This window comes from Rhizobium sp. PRIMUS64, assembly GCF_023006465.1.
Taxonomy (GTDB): Bacteria; Pseudomonadota; Alphaproteobacteria; order Rhizobiales; family Rhizobiaceae; genus Rhizobium; species Rhizobium leguminosarum.
The window spans coordinates 82,463-107,642 of sequence record NZ_JALBGX010000009.1 but is presented as its reverse complement, the minus strand read 5'-3'; the positions used below and the strand labels follow the sequence as shown (position 1 = coordinate 107,642).

Sequence of the window (25,180 nt, the reverse complement as noted above, 5' to 3'; positions counted from 1 at the left end):
TTTGACGGAGGCGGAAGTGGCAGATCAGCGAGTCGGCATCACGTCGCTCACATCGCCGATGAACCGCAGCGCAGATCGCTTGCTGGCCGGCCGCGCCAATGACCGGGCGATATCGGCGATGTCATCGCGCGAGACAGTCGGCATTAGCTGCTAGGAAGCCGCCGTGACCGGGGTCCGCGCCTGTGCCAGTGGTCTGGACTTTCATCTTAGCGACGAGGCATTCTACGCACTGTTTTCGCCCGCGGCGGCCGGTCGGCTACCAGTCATTCAAGATCAAGGTCGGTCATCCCGCCCTCAGGCGAGGGGCCGATCGGAATCGTGGCCCGCGCTGTTTGGCTCTACTTCCGCTTCAATCTGAGCCTGCGCGATGTCGAGGAAATGATGCTCGATTGCGGGATCGTCGTTTCCTATGAGACCATTCGCCGATGGTGCCGAAAGAACGGCCATTATGGGCGCCGCACACGCCATAAGGCTTCGACTGAAGACGATGTCTGGTATCTCGATGAAGTCGTGGTGCGCGTCAATGGCCAGAAATGCTGTGGAGAGCGTTTGATCAGGATGGATATGTGCTCGATGAGATCGTGCAGTCGCGCCGCAACACCAAGGCGGCCAAGCGCCTGCTGGCGCGACGCCTGAAGAAGCAGGGCTGCTGCCAAAGCGTATGATCACCAACAAATTGCGCTCCTACGGGGCGGCCCTATGACCTTACGAAGTAAGCAAGGCACTTAGCGTCGATGTTCCTCCCCTTGAACCAACGCGAACACACAGTCGCTATCGGGACCAGGGATCAATCACTTTCAACCCTGTGGCCGCGAGGGCCGTTTGCGTCGGAGACGTCTCGCGCAGAAGAAGCCTCTCAGCCGCCGGCGAAGCCCTCAGGCGGTAGATCTGGACGTCCTCACCGCAAAATTGGAGCGAGACCGATCACAATGGCACGCGGACCTCACCGCGGCTAGGCAAGTCGCGCCGGTCCCTAATCACCTTCTCCGAGGCATTCCCTGAGAAACAAGTTTCGATCTTTGGCCCTGTGAGATAGACATCACAAATCCAAAAGCGCGCGTTCGGCTTCGAGCGTCAATACCCGGAGTTGCATCATGAAAATCGCGCCGCAGCAGCGGATCTATGTCTGCTTTTTTCTCTTCGCCGTATCACTTGGGGCGCTGCTGTCGAGGATGCCGGATTTGCAGGTGGCGCTTGGCGTCGACAAGTCAGAGCTTGGGTTGACGTTGATAGGGGCTGCGATCGGCGCCTTGATTTCGTTGACATTGTCTTCGCCCTTGATCGCCCGGCTCGGCGCGCGGACGACGGCATTCATTACCGTTCTCGGCACGTCTGCGTTGCTGTCGCTGGTGCCGTGGATCGGTGCGGCGCCGGTCGTGTTCTGTGTGCTCTTCATCGAGGGGCTGCTTGCCGGGGCGCTGGAGATCAATCTCAACGTCGAGATCGACCGCATTGAAGCGCAGCTGGGACGCGGCGTGATGAACAGGGCGCATGGTTTCTGGAGCCTCGGCTTCTTCGTCACGGCGCTTGTCTCTTCGGTGGTCCGCCAAGCCGGTATTTCGATGCAACTCCATCTCGCCATGACCTTTGCCGCGGTGCTTGTGGTCGGCATGTGGGCGATTTCCGGCATGCGCAATGCGCCGGCGCGGATCGCGTTGAACGAAGGCAAGGTGCCGCTGGTAGCGCTTCCCACCTGGGGCCTCATGCCGCTCTGCGTAATCGGCATCGCGGCCTTTCTCGTCGAAGGTGCCGGGATCGACTGGTCGGCGATCTATATGCGCGACGTGTTTTCAGCCGAGCCCTTCATCGGCGGACTGGGATTGACACTCTTTACCTTTTGCATGGCGCTGGCGCGCCTGTTCGTTGATCCATTGGTCGATCGGTTTGGCGCGCGGGCCGTCGCCACGATGCTGCTTGTTCTTTCTGCGATCGGCATCTGCGCCGTCTGGGGCGCGCCGCATGCCTATGTTGCGTTAACGGGCTTTGCCCTGATGGGCGCAGGCTGCAGCGCGGTCTATCCTCTCGCCGTCTCGGCGGCGGCCCAGCGCACAGATCGCGCGGCCCATCTCAACGTCGCTGCCCTTGGCCAGATGACCTTCGTCGTCTTCTTCCTGGCGCCGCCGCTGCTCGGTTTCATTGCCGAACATGCGGGCATCAGGACATCCTATCTCGTCTGCCTTCCGTTGATCATCTACGCGCTCTTTTCGGTCAAGGTGCTTGCTACGCGACGGGCTGCCGGCGACGTCAGCGTTGCGAGCGTTCGGAGGGTCAACGGGTGACGGATCGAGCTGCCGGTTTCGGCGGCTCGATTGGTTCAGCGAAAAGCATAGGCGAGCACGCCGTCGCGGCGTGCTCGGTGCTCCCTTGACATGTATACGTTTGATGTCCGTCCGAGCGGCTGAATGTCATCCCGGCGCAGTTCCGCGTGATCGTCACCCGTCGCCCCTATACGCCTGTCGTGTCTGGATCGATGGTATTGTTCAGGCTCAGGCTCCTGCACGATTGATCCAGGCTGGATTGCCAACGGAGACGACCATCGCACATGTCCTAGTGTCCAAGCACGCCGACCGGCTCTATCGGCGAGCCCAGATCAAGGGGCAGCCAAGGCATCGATCTCAAGCTCTTGATTAGCAAGGTGCTGCCAAATGACCTGTGTGGGCATCGCCCAGCTACCACCGTGAAGATGTGGATCGCGCTCCGAACCTCGTCATGTCTCGAGCTGCTAGGCGCCACCTCAATGAGACTTCGCAGCTATTGGAAAAGGCGAAAATCGAGACGCTCATCGCGCTTCAGACATTGAGGGGGTTGGGACGAGGATGGAGTGCGCGAGGCAACTGAGCGCCGGTGACGGGCAAGGAGTAAAGAGCCGGAGCAGGAACCACCTGTCCCGACTATCGGCGCGCCTCCATCGTCATCTTTCTGAAATCTCGTGGATGGTTTGCTTGCCGGCTCGATGAAGACCGCCATATAACGCGCGATGACATTTGATTCGAAGATTTTCGTCGGCCTGAGGCCAACGACCAAAAAATCGGCTCCGCTCCGCGAGCCTTACCAGTCGAAATGCCAGTGGGACGGTTGCGAAAGCGGCGGCACCAATCGTGCGCCCGTCGGGCGAGAAGCGGAGGGATTGTACCTGGTGTTCTGCGCGCAACATGCGAGGGAATACAATAAGGGATATAATTTCGCGAGCAATCTGTCTGATCCAGTGACGGCCCGCTATCAGAGGGAAGCAGCAAACGGCAGCCGTAAGACGTGGGGGACCCGCGTTGATCAGGCGACCGAGATGCCGCTTCCTTCGACCGTTCGCTCCGGTACGGCGAAAACCCTTAACGCTCGCAAGATTGCTGCTCAACATCAAACAACGAAAGCTGATCTTCAGCGACGTAAGCTCAAGGTATTGGAAGCAAAAGCCTTCGAAACGCTCGGCCTTTCGCAGGACGCGACGTCTGAGGAGATTAGACGACGCTACAAGCAGATGCTGAAGATGCACCATCCAGATGCTAATCGAGGAGATCGAAACTCCGAAGATGAACTCCGGGCGGCAATCGACGCCCATAAGATTCTCAAGTTGAACGGGTTCTGCTAGGCGGGAGGTCTCGTCGCGGCCAGATGGGAGGGCCTGCCGAAGCATGTTTCGACTGCCTTGATGGCCGCTCGAACATTAGCCTCTGCGATTTGCAAGCCAGGCTGGATGGCCGCCTTGCACCAGACGCGGTCACGACCATGCCCGGGCGCGCGCAAGACTATTGGCGCGCTCGATGCCGGGGCACCCGAAGCGCAGCAATATCGGCAACAGGCGTCGCAGGCCCGACAGTCCACCGGCTGCCCATGCTAGATGATCATCGTGTCGAGCGGGGAAACGCGGTTGCCAACAAAGGCCGATCATCATGACTAGCGTGCGAATCCCGAGTAACGTTCTCGTCGCCGTCATGATCGCCTGCGTCGGCACGTGTTACGGCTTTGGCCTCAGCCTGTTTCCCCAGATCATCCCCGACATGCGGAAAGATCTTGCCTTCGACTATGCGTTCGTCGGCACTGTCACCGGCCTAGTCCAGTTTTCCACGGTGGCATTTGCCGTGCTCGGCACCTGGCTCGTCCATCGCATCGGTGCAGCGCGGACGGTGGTGGCGTCCGTGTCGCTCTGCGGGCTTTGCCTGTCGGGCATCCCCATCATCGACAATCTCTATGTTGTTGCCGGGCTGCTGATGGTCGCCGGCGCAACGGGCGCATCGACCTTCGTGCCGATGATTAATCTCGCCTCGCGGGTGGTGGGAGCTGAACAGCGCGGCTTTGCCATGAGCCTGATCTCCAGCGCCCCGGCCTTTGGCGTCCTCATCAACAGCGCACTCGTGGCCGCATATGCCGGAAGCGGCCACTGGCAGATGGTCTGGCACCTCACGGGCGCGGCCACGATCACACTGGCCATTGTCACCCACATTCTCTTCGGGCGGGCCGGCCTCTTCGACAGCGGGACAAGTCACGAAACGCGCGCGCCTACTGCCGGCAGTTCAGCAAGCCTGCGCTCCATCATGCCATGGGTGGCGCTGATCTTCGCGCTCGGCTTCATCAACGGCCTGATGCCATATCCCTATCTCACCTATCTCTCGCCGTTCCTGCGCGAGGAACTCGGCTATTCAGTCGGCTTTGCCTCATGGCTCTGGGCAACGATCGGCGCGGTGGGGATCAGCGCAGGCTTCGCCATTGGCACAATATCGTCGCGCCTCGGAGCGCGTCATGCCATGCTCGCTTGTTACTCAAGCTTCCTCGCCGCCGGCGCCCTCGTCGTCCTCGATCCCTCCATGGAACTCTCGCTCCTGTCAGGCATCTTCTTTTCGCTGGGTTTTTATCCGATCTATGGCCTGCTGCCGGCCTACGTCTCACATCGCGCCACGCCCCGCGTCGCGGTGACTGTCTTAGGCATCTGCACCGTGTTCCAAGGCATCGGCGGCACCACAGGGAACTTCTTTGGCGCCGTGATCAAGACATCGACCCAGAGTTTCAGCGGCATCTATCTCGCCGTTGCAGTTACGGCCGCCGTCGCGGCGGCGATGACGATTTTGCTGCCGAAGGACCAGAGTGTGCAGGCCAAGTAGCGTCTGCCGATGCTGCCTTTGCCCGGCGCAAGGGCTACAATATGTTAGCATCCTCGCAGCAATCGCCGCCTGATTTTTGCCGGTCAGGCCTTTTCGAAGTGCGGCGAGATCATACCGCAACTCGCCCCTTGCCGAGATGCTTGATCGCTTGTTCCAGTGGCCGCCGGCCATCGCAATAATCGTCCCAGGCCGATGATTTCGAGAGGATGGTCGGGACGGTGCGGATGGTGAAGCGCTTCGGGTCGAGATCCGATTTGACCTGTGTCCATGTCAACGGCATCGAGACGGTGGCACCCGGCCGGGCACGGGGCGACAAAGGTGCCACTGCCGTCGCCATCCGGTCATTGCGCAGATAATCGAGGAAGATGCGGCCATCCCTCAGGCTCTTCGTCATCTTGATCAGATAGAGCTCGGGATTGTCTCGTGCCATCTGCTGGCACACATCGTGGGCAAAACCCTTCGCTTGCGCCCACGAAAGCGGCTTGCGCTTGTTGACCGCAAGCGGAGTGACAACGTGCAGACCCTTGCCGCCAGTGGTCTTGCAAAAACTGACCAGGCCCAACTCGTCGAGACGGTCCCGCATTTCCCGAGCTGCCGAAACGACCGCGGAGAATGGCACGTCCGGACCTGGATCGAGGTCGAAGACGAGTCGGCCCGGCACCTCAGGCTGATGCGGTTCACAATTCCAGGGATGCAGCTCGACGCCACCGATCTGCGCGACGGCAGCAAGGCCTTCGACGCGGTCGATCTGCAAATAAGGCTTTTTGTCGCCGAAGACCTTCACCAGTTCAAGCAGGTTGGAGGTGCCGGGCATCGCATGGCGCTGGAAAAACTGCTCGCCATCGATGCCGTCGGGCGTCCGGATGATGGAACATGGCCGTCCCTTGATGTGCTCGATCAGCCAGGAACCGACCATTTCGTAGTAGCGGGCCAGTTCCTCCTTGGTGACGGGTTTGCCATCATTGGCATCCGGCCATAGCGGCTTGTCCGGGTTGGAAATCGTCACGCCCATGACCTCGGCCTTGGCGCCCTTTCGCCGGACCGGCATGGCCTTCTTCTCCGCCACCGGCTGCGGCACGTCTGTCTTCGCGGGTTTCGCCGGCCGTTCGGCCTTGACCTCCTTGGCCGGCTTGTCCGTGCGCAGCCCTTTGAAGGCCGCCTGCCGGACAATACCGTCGGCCGTCCAGCCTGCGAATTCGATTTCCGCCACGAGCTCGGGCTTCAGCCACGTGACCTCGGCCTCCTTCTTCGGCGCGCCGATACCGGTGAAGGGCGATTTCGCCGTCTCGAGCGCTTTCAACTTCGGAAGCAGCGTTTCCACTTTCTTTACGCCATATCCCGTGCCGACGCGGCCGACATAGACGAGGTGGTCGCCGTGATAGACGCCGACCAGCAGGGATCGGAATTTCCCGTTGGTCTTGGCATAGGCGCCGATCACCACCTCGTGGCCGGCGCGGCATTTCGACTTCGCCCAGCTTTCGGTGCGGCCGGATTGATAGGGTGCATCGGCCTCTTTCGAGACGATGCCTTCCAGTGAGAGCTTGCAGGCAGACCGGAGAACTGCATCACCGCCCGTTTCGAAATGCTCGACGAAACGGATGCGCAGATCGCTGCCGGCGTCGGACAGAAGGCTTTGAAGCCGCGCCTTGCGCTCGACGAGCGGTAGAGATCGCACGTCCTCGCCACCCTCATAGAGAAGGTCGAATGCGAAATAGACGAGTTCGCCGGTCTTGCCTTCCGAAAGGGCCGCCTGCAGGGCCGCGAAATCAGGAACGCCATTATCGTCGAGGGCGCAGATCTCGCCGTCGATGATTGCATCGGGCAGTGTCGATGCCGCCTCGGCGATCTCGGGATATTTGGTCGTCCAGTCGAGCCCTTTCCTGGTCTTCAGCGTCGCCTCCCCGTCCAGTACGCGCATCTGGATACGGTAGCCGTCGAACTTGATCTCGTGAATCCAGCCGGTGCCGGCGGGCGGACGCTCCAGGGTCTGGCAGAGCTGTGGCGCAATGAAATCCGGTAGATCAACCTTTGTGGCCGTTTTCGACTTCCGACCAGCTCCAGTGTCTTCTTTTCGCTCTTCGGCAGCCAGTCCGTGATTGCTGTCCCAGACGGCATCGGCTTGAACGTCGCCGCCCTCGACCATGAAGGGCTTGGGCTTTCGTCCCTTGCCGGCGGCAATCATTTCCATGGTACGGCCAGAGGCAACTGATGTCTGATTTTCCTCAAGTGTGGCCGCGCCGTTTTCCTCGACCGAGAATTCGTCGTGGTGCTTGATCAGCAGCCAGTTTGTCCGGCTGCCACGGTCGCGGTCGTTGCGCATGCGCACCAGCACGAAGCTGCCATGCAGGCGTTTGCCTTCCAGCGTGAATTTGAAATCGCCTTTCGCCAGCGCCTGCTCCGGGCTCTTCTTTCCTTCCGGCTCCCAATAACCGCGATCCCAGAGCATGACAGTGCCGCCGCCATACTGGCCTTTCGGAATGGTGCCTTCGAAATCACCGTAGTCCAGCGGGTGATCTTCCACTTCGACGGCCAGCCGCTTGTCGTGCGGATCGAGGGATGGGCCTTTGGTGACAGCCCAAGACTTGAAGACGCCGTCGAGTTCGAGGCGCAAATCGTAATGCAGTCGGGTCGCGTCGTGCTTCTGGATGACGAAACGACGACGGTTGCTGCGCGCGAGGCGCTTTTCGCCGCTCGGTTCGGCCGTTTTTTGAAAGTCGCGCTTCGATCGATAAGTCGACAGTTTATCACTGGCCATGGTCGTTCCCGAAAGCAGTCCCGACAGCGAAATGCCGGCTGGCACTCGGAAGTTCCATCACGGCGTTCGTCCAGCCAAATAACGGGAAAAGCGGCGCTTATACTAGACCTCGCCTCATCGGAGGCGAGGTCATCGATTCTCCGTTAATTGGCAACGAGACGCGCTGGTCGAGCCGGATGCGTGGTCGGCTTTCTCTTCCACGGGGCCAGAACGGATGGCATGCCCGCTTCGAGGCAAGCCGCCACGAAGGCCTCGCGCGCGACGATGCTGGGAATGCTGCCGTTGAGGAGGCCACGACACGTTTTCACTGCGCGTTGATGGCGCTCACCATGACGCAGCGGCCATTCGTTCTCGAGAAAATCCAAGGCGTCGTATGCGCCTGCGAAGGTGCGCTCCAAACCGCACTGCAGCCGGATTCTCACCGGCTGGGTCCATAGAACATCGTTCAGCGGCATCTTTTCCTCCTTTCATGCCACCAATGGTCCTGATGAAAATGATATTGTGGGGGGCAGCCGATCGTTCAAGGCCCGTCAGACAAATCCCCTTGGTGATCAACGAGCCGTTCACCATTGCGCCTCGCGCCAAACGTCTAAGGCCGTCACACGGTCAAGAACGGCGCGCCTGTTGGCGTGACTATGAGAGCGCCTTTTCAACAATCGGCCTTAGAAAATGCCGTTCAGAAAACGGCAGCTCATCAATGGTACACCCAATTTTAGCACTCTAGTGTCCAGAGTGCCAATTTTTGTCTGGGGTGCTCTTGAACCCTGAAAACTCCGCAACCAAATCAGTTTCGTCAGCCGCCACTAACGGGGCTGAATTGGTGGAGACGCAAGTTTCCAATGCGTCTTCATTCCATGTTGCTTTACGGAGGATATGGCTATGAGAAACGAATTCGACTTCGCCCCCCTTTACCGGTCCAGCATCGGCTTTGACCGCGTTTTCAACCTCCTCAACAATGCGCAGCGGGTTCAAGCTGTCGACACTTGGCCGCCTTACAATATTGTCAAGGCGGGCGATGACGACTACCGCATCGTCATTGCTGTCGCAGGTTTCGGCGAGGAGGACCTTTCGATCACGCATGAGCGAAACGTGCTCATTATTGCTGGTGAGAAAGCCGATAAGGAGGACGCGCAATATCTGCATCACGGCATCGCGGGCCGGTCGTTCGAGCGGCGCTTCGAGCTCGCCGACCATGTCAAGGTGTCTGGGGCAAGCCTGAAAAACGGTCTTCTGTCGGTCGAGTTGAAACTGGAGATCCCCGAAGAGATGAAGCCGCGGCGCATTCCCATCGGCGCCAACGAAGCCCAGCAGGTTGAAAAGCAGACTGCACCGCTTCAGATCGAAGGCGGAAAGCAGGTTGCATAATCGAACTAGATGACGGCCGGCGCCGGACTTGCCGGCGCGGCCAGACATGGAGGTACAGATGAGTGTTCGTGATCTAATTTCGCGGGGCCGCGGCAAGAGTACGGTTCCGACCGACTATGCAGGCAGAGATCATAATCCGTTCTTGGCGCTTCATCGCGAGATGAACAGGCTGTTTGACGATGTCTTCCGTGGCTTCGAGCATCGGTTCCCGGCCAGCGGTTCTGGCTTCATGTTTGAAAGCTCCTGGCCGAAGGTCGAAGTCTCGGAAACCGAGAAGGAAATCCGCGTCACCGCTGATATTCCTGGCATGGACGAGAAAGACGTTGAAGTCTTGCTCGACAACGGCGTCTTGACCATCCGGGGTGAAAAGCTTGCCGAAAGCGACGACAAAGACCGGCAGTTCTCCGAGCGGTTCTATGGCCGCTTCGAACGCCGTCTTTCCTTAAACAGCGAGGTAGAGGAAGACAAAATCTCGGCCTCCTTCAGGAATGGCGTTTTGACTGTCACTCTGCCCCGCTCGGGGTCGGAACAATCGACTGCTAAGCGCATCACGATCAATAGCTAAAAGAGAGATGTGTTTGGGGTGATGCGCGTTGTTTGGCAGCAGTGGCATGCGATTGTCAGGCCCTGCTGCCAATCTCGCTGTATTGGCAGCGAGGTTGCCACATGATGGCACGGCTTCGGTATTCTCGCATTCAAATGGTCGCCGACAACAACCAGCCCACCTGTGGCGTTCCGTCACCAGGATATGGCCCCGCCGTTCTGTGGGTGCATCGTTGCCGGTCTACAGCAAACTTTCAGCGAGTTGGCGCGTTGAATATGGCGCGCCGAAACCGACGGGACCGCTGATGACCAAGGGAAATCGATTTGATGTGCTCGCCAAAGGCGGCTATGCAGCGCGCGGCGTTGTCTTTCTCCTTGTGGCCGGGCTTGCTCTCTTCTCCGGCGTGGCCGGTGGCCGGCCCGAAACGAAATCCGCGCTTTCAGCACTCCTTGGGCAGCCGCTCGGTCGCGTATGGGTCGGATTGATCGGGCTCGGCCTTCTAGGATTTGTTGCCTGGAGGTTAGCGCAGTCCCTGGCAGACAGCGACGGCCATGGTAGGAACGGAAAGGCATTGGCGATCCGATCCGCGCTCTTTGGTAGCGCCATCACCTATCTCGGACTTGCCGCGTATGCGCTCGGGAACGCACTTTTCCTGGGAGGAGGTAGCGAAGCTTCTGGTGAGAAGGATCTGGCAGGATGGATCATGTCGCAGCCCTTTGGATCCTACTTTGCGATCGCGGTCGGCGCCGGCTTCATCATCGGCGGCGTCGTGACGGCCGTGAAGGGCATCACCAGGAGGTTCGAGCGCCACCTTCAGATACCTGATCACAAGGGTATCGTGACGTTGGTATGCGTCTATGGCCTTGTCGCCCGCGGCGTGGTGTTTGCGGCTACCGGAGTACTTTTCGCCTATGCAGGTTTCAGGGTGGATCCTGAGCAAGCCGGTAGCATGGGCGACGCCCTGGAATGGCTGCGGCAGCTTCCGCTAGGATCGTTTCTGTATGTCGCCGTCGCCGTTGGATTGGCGGCTTTCGGACTCTATAATCTTGTCGAGGCACGGTACCGCATCGTTCGGAGCCCATCGTTGGCGGACGCTAAGCGTTCGATCTCGATGGCAGGTTCTTGACATCAGTGTTCCGGTGCTAAGGTGCCGTCATAGGTCGAGCCTGCCGATGGGATCTCGATGTCTATCAGCAGCCCATCCTCCGACCAGGTTTTCTCAATTCGCCCTTTAAGCTGCCTTTCGACCATTGCGCCGACAATCACCGTGCCAAAACCTCGTTTGGCGAATGTAGGCAGAGGGCGCGAGCCCACCTCCTGCCACCGGATGTTAAAGCCTGCTCCGGACGGTTTGGGCTTCCAACTGATTGAAAGTCTGCCTCGCGCAGCGGCGAGCGCACCGTGCTGGGCTGCGTTGACAGCGAGTTCATGGAACACGAGCGCAAGGGGCTGGACGACCGGCCCATCCATTCTGATATCCGGCCCGGTAAAAAAAGCGCGGGTGGCCGCGAACGGCGTCACCTGTTGACGAATAAGCTCCTCAACAGAAATGCTTGTCCATCTTCGTTCAGCAAGCAAGGTATGGGCACGGGCGAGCGCCTGCACCCGATGCTGAATAGCGGCGGCATAAAGGGCCGGGTCATCGGCGTTGCTCAGGCGGACGATGCTGTCGACGATCGCCAGGACGTTGTTGGATCGGTGGTCGACTTCCATCAGCAGGCGATGCTCGGAGGCCTCCAGTGCCTCGATCCGCCGGTACTCCGTCATGTCGATTTGAGAGCCAAAGAAATAGAGGATCCTTCCGTCATCCCCATGGACGGGACTTAGATGCAAGCGGTTCCAGAACTGCTCACCGCTCTTCTTATAATTGAGGATCTCGACGCTGACCTCACGCTCGCCGGCGATAGCCGCACGAATTTCGGCGACGGCAATCGGAGACGTCGCGGGACCCTGCAGGAAACGACAGTTGCGCCCCAGCACTTCAGGCGCCGCATAACCTGTCAGTTCGAGGAATGCCTTGTTTGCGAGCACGATCGGAAGATCCGGCTTTCGCCCATCGGTGACGACCATCGGCATCCGGGTGCGTTCAAATGCGATCGCTGCCAACTCCTTCCGATCGGCGGAAGCTGCTTTTGAAGATGCGGAAGGCAAATCCCCGTGGAGTTGTTCTCTCGAATGGCCTGTCATGCTTCCACGCTCACTAAGACGTCGCTTGATAACGTGGCTCGCGTATCTTTGTTTCCGAGAAGGTTGTGTGGCTTTAGCGATCGCTCCTCCGGGACTTACCGGACAACGTGTCACGGCTGCGGCCTTTGCCAACGCGACGGCGTCCGGTATAAAATCAGGATGAGGCCTTTCAGCCTTGCAGGCCCTGAAAGGTTCGCGCGCACAATATGATCATGAAACCCTTTTCCAGTTCCAGCCGCTCCCGAGAGCGCTTTCTCGAAGCCATTCTGCAGAGCGCGATCGAGTATGCGATCATCTCCATGGATCTCGATGGCCTGGTGACTACGTGGAATGAGGGTGCGCGACGGATCCTCGGATGGGACGAGGCTGAGATTATCGGCAAGCCCGCAGCCGTCATTTTCACGCAGGAAGACCTGCAGGCGGGGATTCTCCAACGGGAGATGACCGCCGCTTTAGCGGAAGGCCATGGCAACGATGAACGCTGGCACGTTCGCAAGGACGGATCGTTGTTCTGGGCGTCGGGTCAGATGATGGCGCTGACGTCGGATGATGGCGAAGTCGAGGGCTTTGTGAAGATTCTGAGAGATCGCACCGAGCAGAGAGAAAACGAGGAGCGACAGCGCGTCCTGATGCACGAACTCTCACACCGCATGAAAAACACGCTGGCCGTCGTTCAGGCTATCACCAGTCAATCCTTTCGAAACGCCAGCTCTCTGGAGGAAGCGGAACAATCGATTTCGGCGCGGATCAATGCTTACTCGAAAGCACACGATATTTTGCTGCAGCAAAATTGGTTGGGCGCGACCATGGGAACGATTGTCGAGGCTACCGCGATTAATCTCGGACTTGAGACGTCAGGACGTTTCAAAGCAAGCGGTCCCGACGTTGAGTTGAGTCCACAGGCGGCCCTTTGTTTCTCCCTCGTGCTGCACGAACTCGTCACCAACGCCAATAAGTATGGTGCGCTTTCGGAGGATACAGGGACTGTTGAAATCGAGTGGTCGGTACGCGACAAGGCGGGCGCCCCGAGCCTGAACTTCACTTGGCAGGAGGTTGGAGGTCCGGCGGTGGAAACTCCAACCAAGAAGGGGTTCGGCACTCGGCTCGTCAGCTCCAGCCTGTCCGCTTTCGGGGAGGTCTCTCTTGATTACGCCCCGACCGGGCTCATCCTGAGGCTGGATGCGCCACTTCAGAAGCTGCAATATAAGAACTGTTCCGACGCCGAGGAATAGTTTGATTGCGACGCTAGGATGGCCGGCGCTCGAGAAATCAAAGACATCGATGATGCCATCGCGAGACGTTTGGATCTTCCTTGTTCCAGGCAACAGCGAACCCGATCCAAAAGTCGGTTCACGACGGTCTGGCAGTTGCTAAGGTTTGTCGACAGGCTCGCCGTTTGGGTTGGGCACCGGTGCCTCCCTTGTATCTCGAGCCGGGTGTTGGTGATCGTCAGGCTCCGGTGGCAGTTCTTTACGGTCAGGGTGATTGACCGGCTGGTCTTTAGGATTGCCCCCTTTGTCATTATTCTTTTTGGACATGGCCAGTTCCTCCATTCAACAGTACGAACAGACTTGCGAGATCGAATGTTCCGAGACAGCCAGACTGCCGTGGTCAGAGCATATGGTCCATCTGCAGCACAGCCACCGGCCATTCGCCAGGATGACGCTTGATGAACGCCTAAGGCGAAGGGGATGCAGGCGGATCAGCGCCAATGCGTGACGTAAGCGCCGGCGGCAAACGACGGCGCTTACCGCAGGTGCGTAGTGTGGAACCGGAGTTCTGTTCAGGTGTTCCTCTCGATCAGCAGGGAGCTTCCCATGACCTATATCGCATCACCAAGCTACGACCGTAACGACCCCAGTCGCGCTTCGAACCTCCGTCAGTGCCTGGAGACCGCCAGACGCCGCCTGGATGAGACTTCGCATGCGTCCGAAACCGAGAAAATCGAGACGCTTGTGGCTTCCGCCATCGAGGCGGGTTGGGAAGACGATGAAGTGCGCGACGCACTTAGCCCCGGTGACGAGCAAGAAAACAAAATGCGGCAACAGGAACCACCTGTCCCGACTATCGGTGTGGTTCCCTCGCAAAGGGGGCATACGGACTAAACCTTGAATATACTCTCTCGAGATCTCATCTTTCGGGAGAGCATTCCTAATCGCTTTCAAGCGAGGCACACTGCAACAGCCGGTACTGATTCCGTCCTGCGTGCGACCGATGCAAATCGCTTCTCGAACTCTACGAGGTAGGTGTTGACGCAGTTCTTCGAAACAACTCAAGGCATCATGCTAGTCGGAGCGATGATTGGGGCTGGCTGTTTCGCCGCCGGCACGATCATACCGAGCGTGCTGCGGTGGACGGCTGCCGAACGCGGTCTGAACCCAAAAGCCAAAGCGCGCAGCGCGGCGATGCTGACAGCTCTGGCATTAGACGATTTTGTCGGCGCCGCATACGCTGCCGTTCACGATACGCCTGAATTCAACCCAGTCAACGAAGGCGAGTTCGTCTTCCACACAGCGGATCCGGTTCTTGTCCTCCCACGGGCTGAAGACTTGAGCCTCCTCGGCGACGAGCTCTTCCACGAGGCTTTATGGTTATCGAACCGGGTGACGAACCTTGGGAACGCGTTGGATAACCTTGATCTCTCCGGCCCAGGCTTCGACAGTTTTTTCGAGCGGCGCCAGGAGGGCTATGCGGTGATCGCGGCGAAGGCGATGGACCTCATCGAGCGACTGCTTGCCGATTTTGATCTCAGTCTTCCGGAAAAACCTGACTACTACAGGCAACGCGATGGATTTGCCTCGGTCGTACAAGCTGCTGGCGAACGCAGCAACGGCATCAAGAAGACGGCAGCGAGGGTTCCGACCCCTGGTTCCAATGTCACTCATCTCTTCCCGAAGACAGGTGAAGAGGGCGAGTAGCGTCCCGTCCGGGCGCAAGGCGCCCAGCGGACGACGGGACCGTTGACCATCACGAAGTCCTGTGTCGCATCTCTCCCGATCTGGCGGCTTGACGGTGTCGTTCGGATCATCGACGCTCGGTAGTCAGAGGTTGGTGGACCTGATGCTTGAGAGTAGCAGCCGCAAGCCCGGCTGCGCCGCTTCCCGCAACGCGGTCTCCAAGGGGAACCACCGTGTCTTTCGGACACCCTTCTCCGGAAACTTGTCCGCGATCCTCGAGACCTTAAGAAGATGGACGGCCACGTGGTATTGGTTGGGACTCGTGTCCTTCCGATAAGAAAACGTACCGAACACGGTCTTGTCGACGACGCCTGAGACCCCGGCCTCCTCGAACGCCTCTCTCAGCGCCGCGGCGCTGCTGACCTCACCACCTTCGACGTGCCCCTTCGGAATGCCCCATCGACCGTTCCGTCGACTGCCTACAAAAAGGATTTCAACTCCACCGTTTTCGTTCCGACGGTAGCAGAGAGCACCAGCCTGCGCGACATCGCGACCAGACACCGTTTTCGTAAGTTCTGGCTGAGCGCTTTCGTTGAGCATCGTCCGCCTCCGGTTTCGAAGCGCGCGCAAACTAGCTGGGCAACGTTGAAGAGTCCAGTTTGCTTCATCACGTCGTGACGCGACCGAACTATGACAGGACCTCCAGCGTTGATGAGCATCCAATCAGAATGGAGCCTGCCTTGCCATCAGAAATCGAAATCAAGCTCGACCTCTCTAGCGAAGCCCTTGAGAGCCTTTTGGGTTCCGATCTTCTCGGAGAGCCCCACGAGGCGCTGCAGCAGTCTTCGACCTACTTCGAGACGGACGATCGTCGGCTGTCGGAGAAGGGATTCTCTCTGCGTGTCCGCTCTACCGGCGCGTCCCACGTCCAGACTGTGAAGGCATCCGGGCCGGCGAAATCACTGTTTGTTCGTTCAGAATGGGAGACGCCCATTGAAGGCAATGAACCCGTCCTCGACCATACGAGCCCTCTCATAAGCGAGTTCGGACCGGAACTTGAGGTGGAAGCCGCTTTCACCGTGTTCATTGAGCGTCGCGTCTGGAACATCGAGTTGAACGGCTCTCGGCTGGAGGTGGTCGTTGATCGGGGAGACGTAGTGTCTGGCAACAGGCGCTCGCCTGTTCAGGAAATCGAGGTTGAACTGAAGGACGGCGATCCGAAGGACCTATTCATCTTCATTCGCAAGATCGACGCGATCGCGCCGTTCCGATTCGGCATTCAGTCCAAGTCAGAACGGGGCCTCGCGCTTCTGGACAGGCAGCAATTCATGTTCAAGGCAGAGCGCCTCGATCTCGAACGAAACATCAAGGCGTCTAGCGCCTTTCGAGAGATCGCCGCGTCCTGCTTTCGGCAGTTCCGTCTCAACGAAGAAATCCTTCTCCAGCGACGAACTTCGGAAGCCCTTCATCAGGCGCGGGTAGCTCTGCGGCGTCTCCGCTCTGCGTTCTCTCTGTTCAGGCCGCTCCTGATGGGCGACGAGCCGAAAAGGATCCAAGAGGAGCTTCGCTGGCTCGCTGGCGTCCTCGGCGAAGCACGTAATCTCGACGTCCTGCTTATGAAAGCGAAGGACTCCGACCTTCGGGCCAAGCTCAAGGATGCCCGCAACAACGCATACGACGACGCTGTCGAGGCTCTGGGGTCGGCGCGAGCGCGCGCGCTCATTATCGATTTCAACGAGTGGCTTCAATGTGACCTCGATCGGACTGGCGGCAGCGCAACTTCCGAGGACACATCGGCCTCGGAGTTTGCCGCGAGGGCCATCGAGAAGATGCGTAAGAAGCTGAAAAAGCATGGCGGTGCGTTGGCTGAGACCGACGACGAGCATCGTCACCAGGTTCGCAAGGACGCTAAAAAGCTTCGCTACGCGGCCGAGTTCTTCGGATCGCTGTTCGACGACAAGCGCGGCACGCGCCGGCACCGGAAATTCATCGCAGCGATGGAGGAGCTGCAGGACTATCTTGGAGCACTGAACGATCTGGCAACCGGACCGAACGTGCTCGCCCAGCATGGACTGGCCAACCACCCTGCTCGAGATTCTGTCGTTTCTCACGATGACAAGAATGCGTTGATCCGCATGGCGCAGTCCTCAGTAGATGAGGTCATCGACACGAAGCGCTTCTGGCGCTGACATGAGGACGCCATGAACCTCAAGCGAAGGAACCTCAGCCGGCACGGTCGAGAACGTCGATGAACATGAGCAGACACGATGAATGACATTGACGTCTATCCGAAGCCGATCCAGCAATATGGTGCATTGTGTTTCCGAAACACACCCAAGGGGCCAAAGGTGCTTCTCATCACGACGCGGGAGACGAGACGTTGGATGATCCCGAAGGGCTGGCCGATATCAGGTCTCAAGCCGCGCAAGGTGGCGGAACGTGAAGCCTGGGAGGAAGCTGGCGTGATCGGAAGGGCGAAGAAGAAGCCCTTCGGCGAATTCTTCTATGACAAACTTATGCAGGACGGAAGTGGAGCGCGACCAGTCGTTGCCGTCTTCCTACTGGAGGTCCGCCGTAACCGAAAGCGCTTTCCAGAGATGGCCGAGCGAGACTCCGTGTGGCTGACGCCAATGGAGGCCGCCCGCCGCGTAGACGAACCGGACCTTGAGCGCCTACTGCTCAAGTTTGGACGGATGTTCAAGCGTGCGGGACGACTCCTCTAGCTCGATCGGTCGCGGACATATTATCGATGTGGGGAATTCCCGTTCCGCCTTTCGTCAGCGACGAGTTCCTCTTGGAATGTGAACCGCCTCTACTTCTCCAGGTTAGCTTCGACCTTCTTGCGGCTGTTGCCGACTTTTTTGACAGTCTCCTTGACCTTCAACTTCGAGACCCGTTCCTTTTCCGCCTCATACTGGACCTCGTGATCCTGTCCTCCCGCGACACGGGCTCGATCTTGCGCGCGGCCTCGGCTGGTGTTTGCCGTTGGGAAGTACCTCCTGTTGAGTTTTCTTCCTAAACGACTGATGAATCAGGAAGTTCCGGCAACGGCTAACACTGCCGACCAGGCTTTATCGAAATGGTGATCCGCGATCGGAATCAGTTTCCTAAGCAACAGGCGTAAGCCATTGAAAAATGATTCGTTTCAGTCGGAACGAATCAGCTCGTCGAGTCTTGAGTCGCGACTCAGTGATTCGGGAGTGAAGGGTCATGGCGGGTGGTCATCGTGCCCAGTGGAAGGGCTTCCTCAAATTTAGCGAGGTGTCGTGCGGCGTCGCGCTCTACACCGCCGCTAGCACCTCGGAACGCATCACGTTCCACACGATCAACAGGTTGACTGGCAATCGGGTCAATCGCGTCTTCATCGACAGCGAGACCGAAGATCCTGTTCCGAAAGAAGCTCAGACGAAGGGCTTCGAGATCGAGAACGGCCGGTACATCATCATCGACCCCGAAGAAGTGGCCGCAGCGATCCCCGAGAGCAACAAGACGCTCGAGATCGAGGCATTCATTCCTTGCGCCGATGTCGACGACGTCTACTTCGACAAGCCCTACTATCTGACGCCCGACAAGATGGGCGGCGACGCCTTCGCCGCGTTGCGGGACGGAATGAAGAAGTCGAAGGTCGTGGCCATCGCCCGCACGGTCCTCTTCCGACGGATGCGCACGGTCCTGATCAGACCGCACGGCAAGGGTCTGATCGCAACGACGCTGAACTACGACTACGAGGTCCGCTCGTCTGCGAAGGCTTTCGAAGAAATGCCGAAGATGAAAATCGTGGGCGAGATGCTTGATCTCGCAAAGCACATCATCTCGACGAAGAAGGGCGAGTTCGATCCTGCGACCTTCGATGACCGCTATGAAGCCGCCGTGGCGGAACTGGTGAAGGCGAAGATCGAAGGTAAGGCGCTTCCGAAGCGCAAGGAAGTCAAGGTCTCGAAACCGAACGACCTTCTTGCCGCGCTTCGAGAGAGTGCCAGGATGGTGAAGGCCGCGGAGAGCAAGCCGAAGCGGACGGCCGCCAATGCCAACGCCGGTTCCAGCCGCGACAAGGCCCGTCGCGCCTCGGGCAAATCCGCGGCGGCGCCGGCCGCGCAGCGTAAAGCGAGCTGAGGAGACCAGCCATGCCGCGCCCCTACTGGAAAGGCTATCTCAAGCTGTCGTTGGTTACATGTCCCGTGGCAATGAGTCCGGCGACAAGCGACAGCGAAAAGGTTCGCTTCCACACGCTCAACAGGGAAACAGGAAATCGTGTCGTCTCACAGTACGTCGACTCGGTGACGGGCAAGCCGGTGAAGGACGAAAACGAAGCCAAGGGCTACGCCCGCGGCGAGAACGACTACGTCATTCTGACGGACGACGACCTCGACTCCGTGGCTCTTGATACGGTGAAGACCATCGACATCGACAAGTTCGTGCCGGCCGAGAGCATCGAATGGGTCTATCTCGAGAAGCCCCATTACCTTATGCCCGACGACCCGGTCGGACATGAAGCGTTTGCCGTCATTCGAGATGCGATGGCATCGGACAAAGTCGTCGGCGTCTCGAAGCTCGTAATCGGTCGTCGGGAGCGTGCGGTCGTTCTCGAACCTCGCGGCGAAGGCATCGTTCTCTGGACGCTGCGGTTCGGCGACGAAGTGCGTCCCGAGGAATCCTACTTCGAAGGAATCGATGAAGAGGCTGACCCCGAACTGATTCCGCTGGTCCAGCAGTTAATCAAGCAGAAGACCTCCCGGTGGTCCTCGGACATGGTCAGCGACCCGATCCAAGAAAGCCTGCTGAAGATCATTGCGGAGAAGAAGAGGGCTCTCAAGCCCGCCAAGAAGGCCGCGAAGGGCAAGCCGGACGCCACTCAGGGCTCGAATGTCGTGAACATCATGGACGCGTTGAAAAAGTCCGTGGCCGCAGAGCTGAAATCGAGCAAGGCCCGGTGACATCATGCACGACGTGAGCACGATACCAATCATGGAAATTGCCGTGTCTTTGCCGGATCGAGAACACTTCGCAACGGCATCCACGATATCGGGCCTGATGGGCATCTTGATGTCGGAGAGATGGCCCAGGCATCTAAATGGTCCGACATGGCAGCACGCGCTTGCCTCATGTCTGCGGTCGCTTCAAGGCGAATTGCAGCCCACGAGGGCGAGACAAGTTTTCGTGTCTGCAGCTCGAGCCGCCCATTTGAAGGTATTGCCCGACGACGAACAGCGGCTTCGGAGCCGTGCCGCGTCTCCGCGCCGGAAAATCGTCGTGCGAAGACGTGAATTGGAAGCCGGATCGGTCGACGGGTGATCATTATCCACCAGATGACGACCTGGACGAGCTGAGGCATTCTCATTTCTGGGGTTTCTGCTATCGTCCACAGGTCACGGGAGTAGGCGTCATGGTTGCAGTGAGTTTGGTTCCGCATGCATTTTACTGGGCGAAGTCCTCGAAGTATTTCGACGGACAACCAACGATCGTTCGGGTTTCTACGGTCTTCGGGGAGGATCCTGACTATTGGACGCTGGCGCTCCTGGGAACCGATCAGCACGCCATGCCCGCGGACTTCGAGATCATCGCTCCGGCGGAGCTCCCAGAAGAATACCCTGTCCGGCAGGCCGCCGAGTGAGACCGTTTATCGGGCAAGCGAACGAAGGCTCTCGACGGGGCACCCTTTTTGTCGGGCGTTCACACCGCCAAACTGCCCGATGGACAAATTTGGTGCCATAACCCAACGGAACTTGCGGGAGCTTCGACGACGGGGCCGCCCTGCTCCCTCCAAGCGATTTCGACCTCACCATCGCTCCGAACGCCAGACACGTCCAACGTCCCTGTACCCATCGAGAGAGCGCCGATAGCGGTACCCGTCGCGCTCTTGCGTGATCTGCTCAGGGAATATTGATCGAGCGTATCGTCCAACCGAATCCATCCCCGCTTGCTGTAGGAACGTCGACTTTCGACCGGGTCGACCCAATTTGAACCCTGGTGACGCGGCCAGCGTTGTTGGCAACGATACCGATGTCGTTTGATGGAACGCCCGCCTGCCCGCCCAACGGGCAAATAAAAAAGGCCGGGGCGAAATCGCACCGACCTTTCCAACATCGCTCTTCACACCAGTGCCAGTACATCCGTGGTCAAAAGCAGATAAGCGACTTCGGCAGTCGCGAACACTCGCGTGGAGCACTCACCAGCAACGCCGATGACCGTTAAATAGCGTCGGATTGTGTTTAATTCAAGTCGCCCGGCAAGAAGCTCCGCGAATCAGACGGACCGCCATCTCGCCTGCACAACGGCCGATGGCCTGTCGGGAACTTATTGCGACCACCAAACCGGCAACAAGGTCACCGCGAACATTACCAGTACGAGCGCCAGGTAAACAGTCCATCCAATCGCCCGGCGAAACGGTTTAGGCAGGCGGGTAATACGGACTAGCAGGCGATTTGCGAAGCCTGCCTCTGGGGGAACGTCTCCCTGCCCACGATTATTACGTCCGCTAGTCATTCGAGAGCTTTCAGTCAAACAAGTAAACGCTCGGGCGAAGTGGCCGCCCAGCGCACAGGAGTGTTGGCTGCTTGGGGTAAGCAACAATCGTCGAGCGACCGCATAAATAACCACCAAAGGCATTCAAAAGTTCCCACTATATAACGCTCAGACGGAAGTGTATCCAAAGTTGTTTTTTCAGTTTATTTGAATAAAGGTAGAGAATTAAAGACGAGCGCAAACAGCCTCGCGGTCAAATCGAGCACAGAACGATCGCGCGAAAGGTTCCACGATCGCGCAGTCCGGGCCCGGCTACCGACGAAGACGTCGAAAAGCTTCGTCAGAAGCTTCAGTATCTTACGCGAGCAAAGGTGAAGACGGAAATCGACGAATACTTCGCGAAGCCTCACGGCAAATAGGAGCGAGAGCCGATGCTAGGCTCGTTTACCTCACTGTCCATCTTCGCGTTCGATCTCGATAAACGGGGACAATCCCTTCAGGCTTGGGAGACCGGTCGACGAAGACGAGGAAGCGGCCGACCGGGTCGCCCGGTAACAAACCTGATTGGTTTCGATCGGCTCCTTCCCCTACCCGAAAGGATTATCCGCATCCTGGACGGTTGCGAGACCGCTCGCCAGTTCATACGTTCTGTGATCCAACCTCACAGGAGCAGAAGATGCAGATCGACCTCACAGGCAAGACCGCGCTAGTCACGGGATCGACCGAAGGCATTGGATACGCGATCGTCCGCCAGCTCGCGAGGGCGGGCGCAGACGTGGTGGTCAACGGACGATCCGAAGAAAAGACCGCAAATGCCGCCGAACGCCTGAAAGGCGAAGGTGCCAGGGGAAGCGTGACCGCTGTCGCAGCCGATCTCGCAACCGCTAAAGGATGCGACGCACTCTTCGCCAAAGTTCCTCATGTGGACATCCTCATCAACAATGCGGGCATCTTTCAGCCGCTCGATTTCTTCGACGCGGACGACGAGGTATGGGACCGTCACTGGCAGGTGAACGTCATGTCCGCCGTCAGGCTTTCACGTGCATATCTACCCGGCATGCAGAAGATCGACTGGGGCCGCGTCATCTTCATCGCGTCGGAATCCGGCTTCAACATTCCGGTCGAGATGATCCACTACGGCGTCAGCAAGACGGCAGACATCGCCGTTGCCCGCGGCCTTGCCAAGCGCATGGCTGGCACGGGCGTCACGGTGAACTCCGTCCTCCCCGGCCCCACACTTTCCGAAGGCGTCGAGGCGATGCTCGCCGATGAGCGGGCGAAGACCGGGAAACCGATCGAGGAGGTCGCGGCGGACTTTGTCAAGAAGCACCGCGGCAGTTCGATCATCCAACGAGCTGCAAGCGTGGAGGAAGTCGCCAACCTCGTCACCTACCTGGCCTCCCCTTTGGCGTCCGCAACGACGGGCGCTTCGATGCGTGTGGACGGAGGGCTGATCGACACGCTCTGACTCCACCGACCTACCGCTGCAGGCGGTATGGCATGCCTACCAGCGCACCTACGACCGACCGATCGTGGGTGGTCGCCCAGACCAGTGACGCGACCAGCCCATTCGCCCTCGATCGTCGCGCGGCCTTCGAGTTCGAGGCCGAGCTCGCGAAAGAAGTCTATCGCCACCCCCAATGTCTTCGACGACGATCCCGATGTTAGCTTATCCTGGTGATACTACTCGTTGACGTGGAACACTGCTGATCCCATCTAGGGTTCATGCCGAAACACGAAAAGAACGATGTCGAGCTGGTCAGGACGTGGGTGCTGCCGCCATCAGCGACCCTGGGATCTTCGGTCCGCGTCAAAGGAATTCTCCTCGAGCTGCGGGCGCGGTTGCCGATCGCTTCGAAAAAGTCGCTGGATATTGAGCAAGGAGAACTCACGCTGGCGATGCCTGCAAGTGCCAAGGCAGAATTCCATGGCGCGGCCTCGGTTGTCGCCGCTGCGCTGGAAGACATCGAAAGCATGCCTGTAATCCCGCGCGAGATCCAGGATATCCTGTCGATCAAGACGAGCGAGCGTCATCGCTGGCTCAAGGACGGCCGTCTGCCGAGCGCTGGCACGCGCACCGTGAAACTGCGCGGTCGAGCACGAAAGATCACCTTCCACGTGTTCGACCCGCGCGTCGTGGAAGACCTTCTCAATCGGGGCGTCATCGATGAATGGCGGGAGGAGGATTTGGCGGCGACCGCGGAGAACCGACGCAGGGCAGCATACAAGGCGAAGCTGACGCGATCTCTGAAGAATGCTGGCAAGTCTTCTAAGACGATCGAACGACATCCGGACGATGCCGCGACGAAGCTGCGCGGCTGGGAAGAATTCAACGTCGACGGCCTTCTTCGGTGAACCCACCCCATATTCGCTGTCCTGGCTCCCAGGAGCACAAGCCTGTTTCACATTCAGGTTCCTGGAAATTCCTCGCCCTGACCTTCAACGTATCGATGTGCGGGTTCCTGGTGAAGATGACTCGTAGCTGAGGAATCGGCTTTGGTCCGCAGCGTGACCCCGGATTTTCAGGAGGAATTCTGCCATGGCTTCCCCGGCGATGCACATGAAGGTATGGAAACGTCTCGGTGAAATTTGAGGAGGATTGCATGGACCGCGGACAGGTGATCGCAGTCGCGACAGATGATAAACATCGGTTTTCGAAGAGGCAGATGAATGAGATCCACATCCTCGCAGGTCTGGGCGTTGAGGGCGACGCGCACGTGGGCGTGACCGTCAAGCACCGCTCCCGGGTCCGGGCCGATCCCAGTCAGCCGAACCTGCGTCAGGTTCATCTGATCCAAGCGGAGTTGTTGGACGAGCTTGCCGATCAAGGTTTCAAGGTTGGTCCGGCCGACCTGGGCGAAAACATTACCACCCGCGGCGTCGACCTTCTGGCGCTCCCGCGCGGAACGGTTCTGAAGCTCGGTGCGAACGTCGAGCTTCAGGTCACGGGGCTGCGCAATCCCTGCTCGCAGATCGACAACTTCCAGCCGGGACTTCTCAAAGCCGTCCTCGGCAGAGGACCGAACGGCGAACTCATTCGGAAGACCGGCGTCATGACGATCGTGCTCAAGGGCGGAGTCGTCGTTCCCGGCGACGCTATTGCCATCGAGTTTCCCGTCCCACCATTGCTTCCGCTCGAAGTCGTGTAGGGCGCCCGTATTGTTCATGAAGCACCCTCGCATCGACGTTCGAACGCCAGACGCCAGTTATTGCACATGATCCATTTTACCGGCGATACTCATTTCGGCGACCCGCGTGTCCTTCGCCTCGACAGACGTCCATTCTCCGACGTGGTCGAACACGATGACGCCCTGATCCGCACTTGGAACGAAACGGTCGGGCCTGACGACGAGGTTTGGCACCTGGGAGACTTCATGTCGGCAAGAGCGGGCGATTGTACCGAGCTGCTTGCCAGGTTGAACGGTCGAAAGCACCTGATCATCGGCAACAATGACCCGGCGACGACCACGAATTCGCCGGGCTGGGAAAGCGTGCAGCATTACGCGGAACTCCGCCACGAGGAACGTCATCTTATCCTGTGCCATTACGCTTTTCGAACCTGGAACCAGATGGGCAAGAAGTCGATCAATCTGCATGGCCACTCGCATGGCAGATTGAAGCCTCTTCCCCGCCAGTACGACGTCGGCGTCGATGGCCAGGGACTTCGCCCCGTCACGCTGGCGCTCCTTTTGACAAGGAAGCGTTTCGTCATGGGTGGAGGAGGCATTTTGGACGAATAGGGAAGGCGTGCAGCGAGGGCAAGCCGTTTCTCAGGCGCCAACGGCCGCTACCTGGTGGTGCGGTGTTGGAGCCGTTATGCTTTTGAGTGGACTCGAACTCTAGGCACCCCTTCCCATTCGTTCGGCCAAGCCACAAG

Annotated in this window: 24 protein-coding genes and 3 pseudogenes; 21 read left to right on the top strand and 6 right to left on the bottom strand. The window is 58.9% G+C overall.

The features are described from left to right. Positions 1–285: 285 nt before the first annotated feature. The 5 genes and pseudogenes from MOV76_RS06290 to MOV76_RS06270 all read left to right on the top strand — a co-directional run. Positions 286–697: pseudogene (locus MOV76_RS06290) on the top strand (IS6 family transposase); the annotation flags it as partial. Positions 698–1,094: 397 nt separating this feature from the next. Next, positions 1,095–2,279, top strand: a complete 1,185-nt coding sequence (locus MOV76_RS06285; protein ID WP_247264082.1) for an MFS transporter — start codon at positions 1,095–1,097, stop codon at positions 2,277–2,279. Between the two features lie 110 nt (positions 2,280–2,389). Continuing rightward, a pseudogene (locus tag MOV76_RS06280) lies at positions 2,390–2,592 on the top strand (IS66 family transposase zinc-finger binding domain-containing protein); the annotation flags it as partial. Between the two features lie 385 nt (positions 2,593–2,977). Further along, positions 2,978–3,586, top strand: coding sequence for a J domain-containing protein (locus tag MOV76_RS06275; RefSeq protein ID WP_247264081.1), 609 nt, complete (start codon positions 2,978–2,980; stop codon positions 3,584–3,586). A gap of 301 nt (positions 3,587–3,887) precedes the next feature. Beyond that, positions 3,888–5,093, top strand: a complete 1,206-nt coding sequence (locus MOV76_RS06270) for a nitrate/nitrite transporter (RefSeq protein ID WP_247264080.1) — start codon at positions 3,888–3,890, stop codon at positions 5,091–5,093. A gap of 109 nt (positions 5,094–5,202) precedes the next feature. Here the strand turns inward: MOV76_RS06270 and ligD are convergent, their stop codons facing one another. Together ligD and MOV76_RS06260 are read right to left on the bottom strand one after the other, a co-directional pair. Continuing rightward, entirely contained in the window at positions 5,203–7,848 is a 2,646-nt protein-coding gene (ligD, locus tag MOV76_RS06265; protein WP_247264079.1) for a DNA ligase D, read from the bottom strand. A 143-nt stretch (positions 7,849–7,991) separates the two neighbouring features. Then, entirely contained in the window at positions 7,992–8,303 is a 312-nt protein-coding gene (locus tag MOV76_RS06260; RefSeq protein WP_112907459.1) for a DUF982 domain-containing protein, read from the bottom strand. Positions 8,304–8,727: 424 nt separating this feature from the next. Here MOV76_RS06260 and MOV76_RS06255 point away from each other — a divergent pair, with 424 nt between their 5' ends. From MOV76_RS06255 to MOV76_RS06245, 3 genes are all read left to right on the top strand, one after another. Continuing rightward, entirely contained in the window at positions 8,728–9,213 is a 486-nt protein-coding gene (locus tag MOV76_RS06255) for an Hsp20 family protein (RefSeq protein WP_247264078.1), read from the top strand. Positions 9,214–9,271: 58 nt separating this feature from the next. Then, positions 9,272–9,778: an Hsp20/alpha crystallin family protein gene (locus MOV76_RS06250; RefSeq protein WP_247264077.1), complete on the top strand. Its 507-nt coding sequence runs from the start codon at positions 9,272–9,274 to the stop codon at positions 9,776–9,778. Between the two features lie 283 nt (positions 9,779–10,061). Then, a complete protein-coding gene (locus tag MOV76_RS06245; RefSeq protein WP_247264076.1) occupies positions 10,062–10,883 on the top strand; it encodes a DUF1206 domain-containing protein in 822 nt (273 codons plus the stop codon). A gap of 2 nt (positions 10,884–10,885) precedes the next feature. On the opposite strand, the gene MOV76_RS06240 is transcribed toward MOV76_RS06245, so the two are convergent. Then, positions 10,886–11,944, bottom strand: a complete 1,059-nt coding sequence (locus MOV76_RS06240) for a PAS domain-containing protein (RefSeq protein ID WP_247264075.1) — start codon at positions 11,942–11,944, stop codon at positions 10,886–10,888. A gap of 206 nt (positions 11,945–12,150) precedes the next feature. Between MOV76_RS06240 and MOV76_RS06235 the strand changes: the two genes are divergently transcribed. From MOV76_RS06235 to MOV76_RS06225, 3 genes are all read left to right on the top strand, one after another. Continuing rightward, complete coding sequence (locus MOV76_RS06235; RefSeq protein ID WP_130729827.1) at positions 12,151–13,176, top strand: sensor histidine kinase; 1,026 nt, start codon at positions 12,151–12,153, stop codon at positions 13,174–13,176. A gap of 585 nt (positions 13,177–13,761) precedes the next feature. Next, positions 13,762–14,049, top strand: a complete 288-nt coding sequence (locus tag MOV76_RS06230) for a hypothetical protein (protein ID WP_130748178.1) — start codon at positions 13,762–13,764, stop codon at positions 14,047–14,049. Positions 14,050–14,193: 144 nt separating this feature from the next. Then, entirely contained in the window at positions 14,194–14,862 is a 669-nt protein-coding gene (locus MOV76_RS06225) for a hypothetical protein (RefSeq protein WP_130729939.1), read from the top strand. 123 nt (positions 14,863–14,985) lie between these two features. Here MOV76_RS06225 and MOV76_RS06220 read toward each other — a convergent pair whose 3' ends face one another. After that, complete coding sequence (locus MOV76_RS06220; RefSeq protein WP_210068677.1) at positions 14,986–15,441, bottom strand: NUDIX hydrolase; 456 nt, start codon at positions 15,439–15,441, stop codon at positions 14,986–14,988. A gap of 140 nt (positions 15,442–15,581) precedes the next feature. On the opposite strand from MOV76_RS06220, the gene MOV76_RS06215 reads away from it, so the two are divergent. Both MOV76_RS06215 and MOV76_RS06210 read left to right on the top strand, forming a co-directional pair. Further along, positions 15,582–17,030 (top strand): CHAD domain-containing protein, encoded by a 1,449-nt coding sequence (locus MOV76_RS06215; RefSeq protein WP_247264074.1) that lies wholly within the window; start codon positions 15,582–15,584, stop codon positions 17,028–17,030. Positions 17,031–17,108: 78 nt separating this feature from the next. Further along, positions 17,109–17,564 carry an NUDIX hydrolase gene (locus tag MOV76_RS06210; RefSeq protein WP_247264073.1) on the top strand — a complete coding sequence of 152 codons (456 nt, stop codon included), beginning with the start codon at positions 17,109–17,111 and terminating at the stop codon, positions 17,562–17,564. A gap of 89 nt (positions 17,565–17,653) precedes the next feature. Here MOV76_RS06210 and MOV76_RS06205 read toward each other — a convergent pair whose 3' ends face one another. Then, positions 17,654–17,869 carry a DUF3606 domain-containing protein gene (locus MOV76_RS06205; protein ID WP_247264089.1) on the bottom strand — a complete coding sequence of 72 codons (216 nt, stop codon included), beginning with the start codon at positions 17,867–17,869 and terminating at the stop codon, positions 17,654–17,656. A gap of 182 nt (positions 17,870–18,051) precedes the next feature. On the opposite strand from MOV76_RS06205, the gene MOV76_RS06200 reads away from it, so the two are divergent. The 5 genes from MOV76_RS06200 (at position 18,052) to MOV76_RS06180 (ending at position 22,771) form a co-directional block, all read left to right on the top strand. After that, on the top strand, positions 18,052–18,954 hold the full coding sequence (locus MOV76_RS06200) for a Ku protein (protein WP_018245208.1): 903 nt from the start codon (positions 18,052–18,054) through the stop codon (positions 18,952–18,954). 11 nt (positions 18,955–18,965) lie between these two features. After that, the gene (locus MOV76_RS06195; RefSeq protein ID WP_112907469.1) at positions 18,966–19,775 is read left to right on the top strand and encodes a Ku protein; all 810 of its coding nucleotides are present in this window, start codon (positions 18,966–18,968) and stop codon (positions 19,773–19,775) included. A gap of 4 nt (positions 19,776–19,779) precedes the next feature. Next, positions 19,780–20,133, top strand: a complete 354-nt coding sequence (locus MOV76_RS40280) for a DUF982 domain-containing protein (RefSeq protein WP_112907470.1) — start codon at positions 19,780–19,782, stop codon at positions 20,131–20,133. 91 nt (positions 20,134–20,224) lie between these two features. Further along, on the top strand, positions 20,225–20,452 hold the full coding sequence (locus MOV76_RS06190) for a hypothetical protein (protein WP_112907471.1): 228 nt from the start codon (positions 20,225–20,227) through the stop codon (positions 20,450–20,452). A 1,527-nt stretch (positions 20,453–21,979) separates the two neighbouring features. Beyond that, a complete protein-coding gene (locus MOV76_RS06180; protein ID WP_018245211.1) occupies positions 21,980–22,771 on the top strand; it encodes an SDR family NAD(P)-dependent oxidoreductase in 792 nt (263 codons plus the stop codon). 71 nt (positions 22,772–22,842) lie between these two features. Here the strand turns inward: MOV76_RS06180 and MOV76_RS06175 are convergent. Further along, positions 22,843–22,966, bottom strand: a pseudogene (locus MOV76_RS06175) (VOC family protein); the annotation flags it as partial. A 62-nt stretch (positions 22,967–23,028) separates the two neighbouring features. Here MOV76_RS06175 and MOV76_RS06170 point away from each other — a divergent pair. From MOV76_RS06170 to MOV76_RS06160, 3 genes are all read left to right on the top strand, one after another. After that, positions 23,029–23,658: a hypothetical protein gene (locus MOV76_RS06170; protein WP_247264072.1), complete on the top strand. Its 630-nt coding sequence runs from the start codon at positions 23,029–23,031 to the stop codon at positions 23,656–23,658. Positions 23,659–23,906: 248 nt separating this feature from the next. Continuing rightward, entirely contained in the window at positions 23,907–24,452 is a 546-nt protein-coding gene (locus tag MOV76_RS06165) for an MOSC domain-containing protein (RefSeq protein ID WP_247264071.1), read from the top strand. Between the two features lie 66 nt (positions 24,453–24,518). Further along, positions 24,519–25,043, top strand: coding sequence for a hypothetical protein (locus tag MOV76_RS06160; protein ID WP_018245214.1), 525 nt, complete (start codon positions 24,519–24,521; stop codon positions 25,041–25,043). Positions 25,044–25,180: the final 137 nt, after the last annotated feature.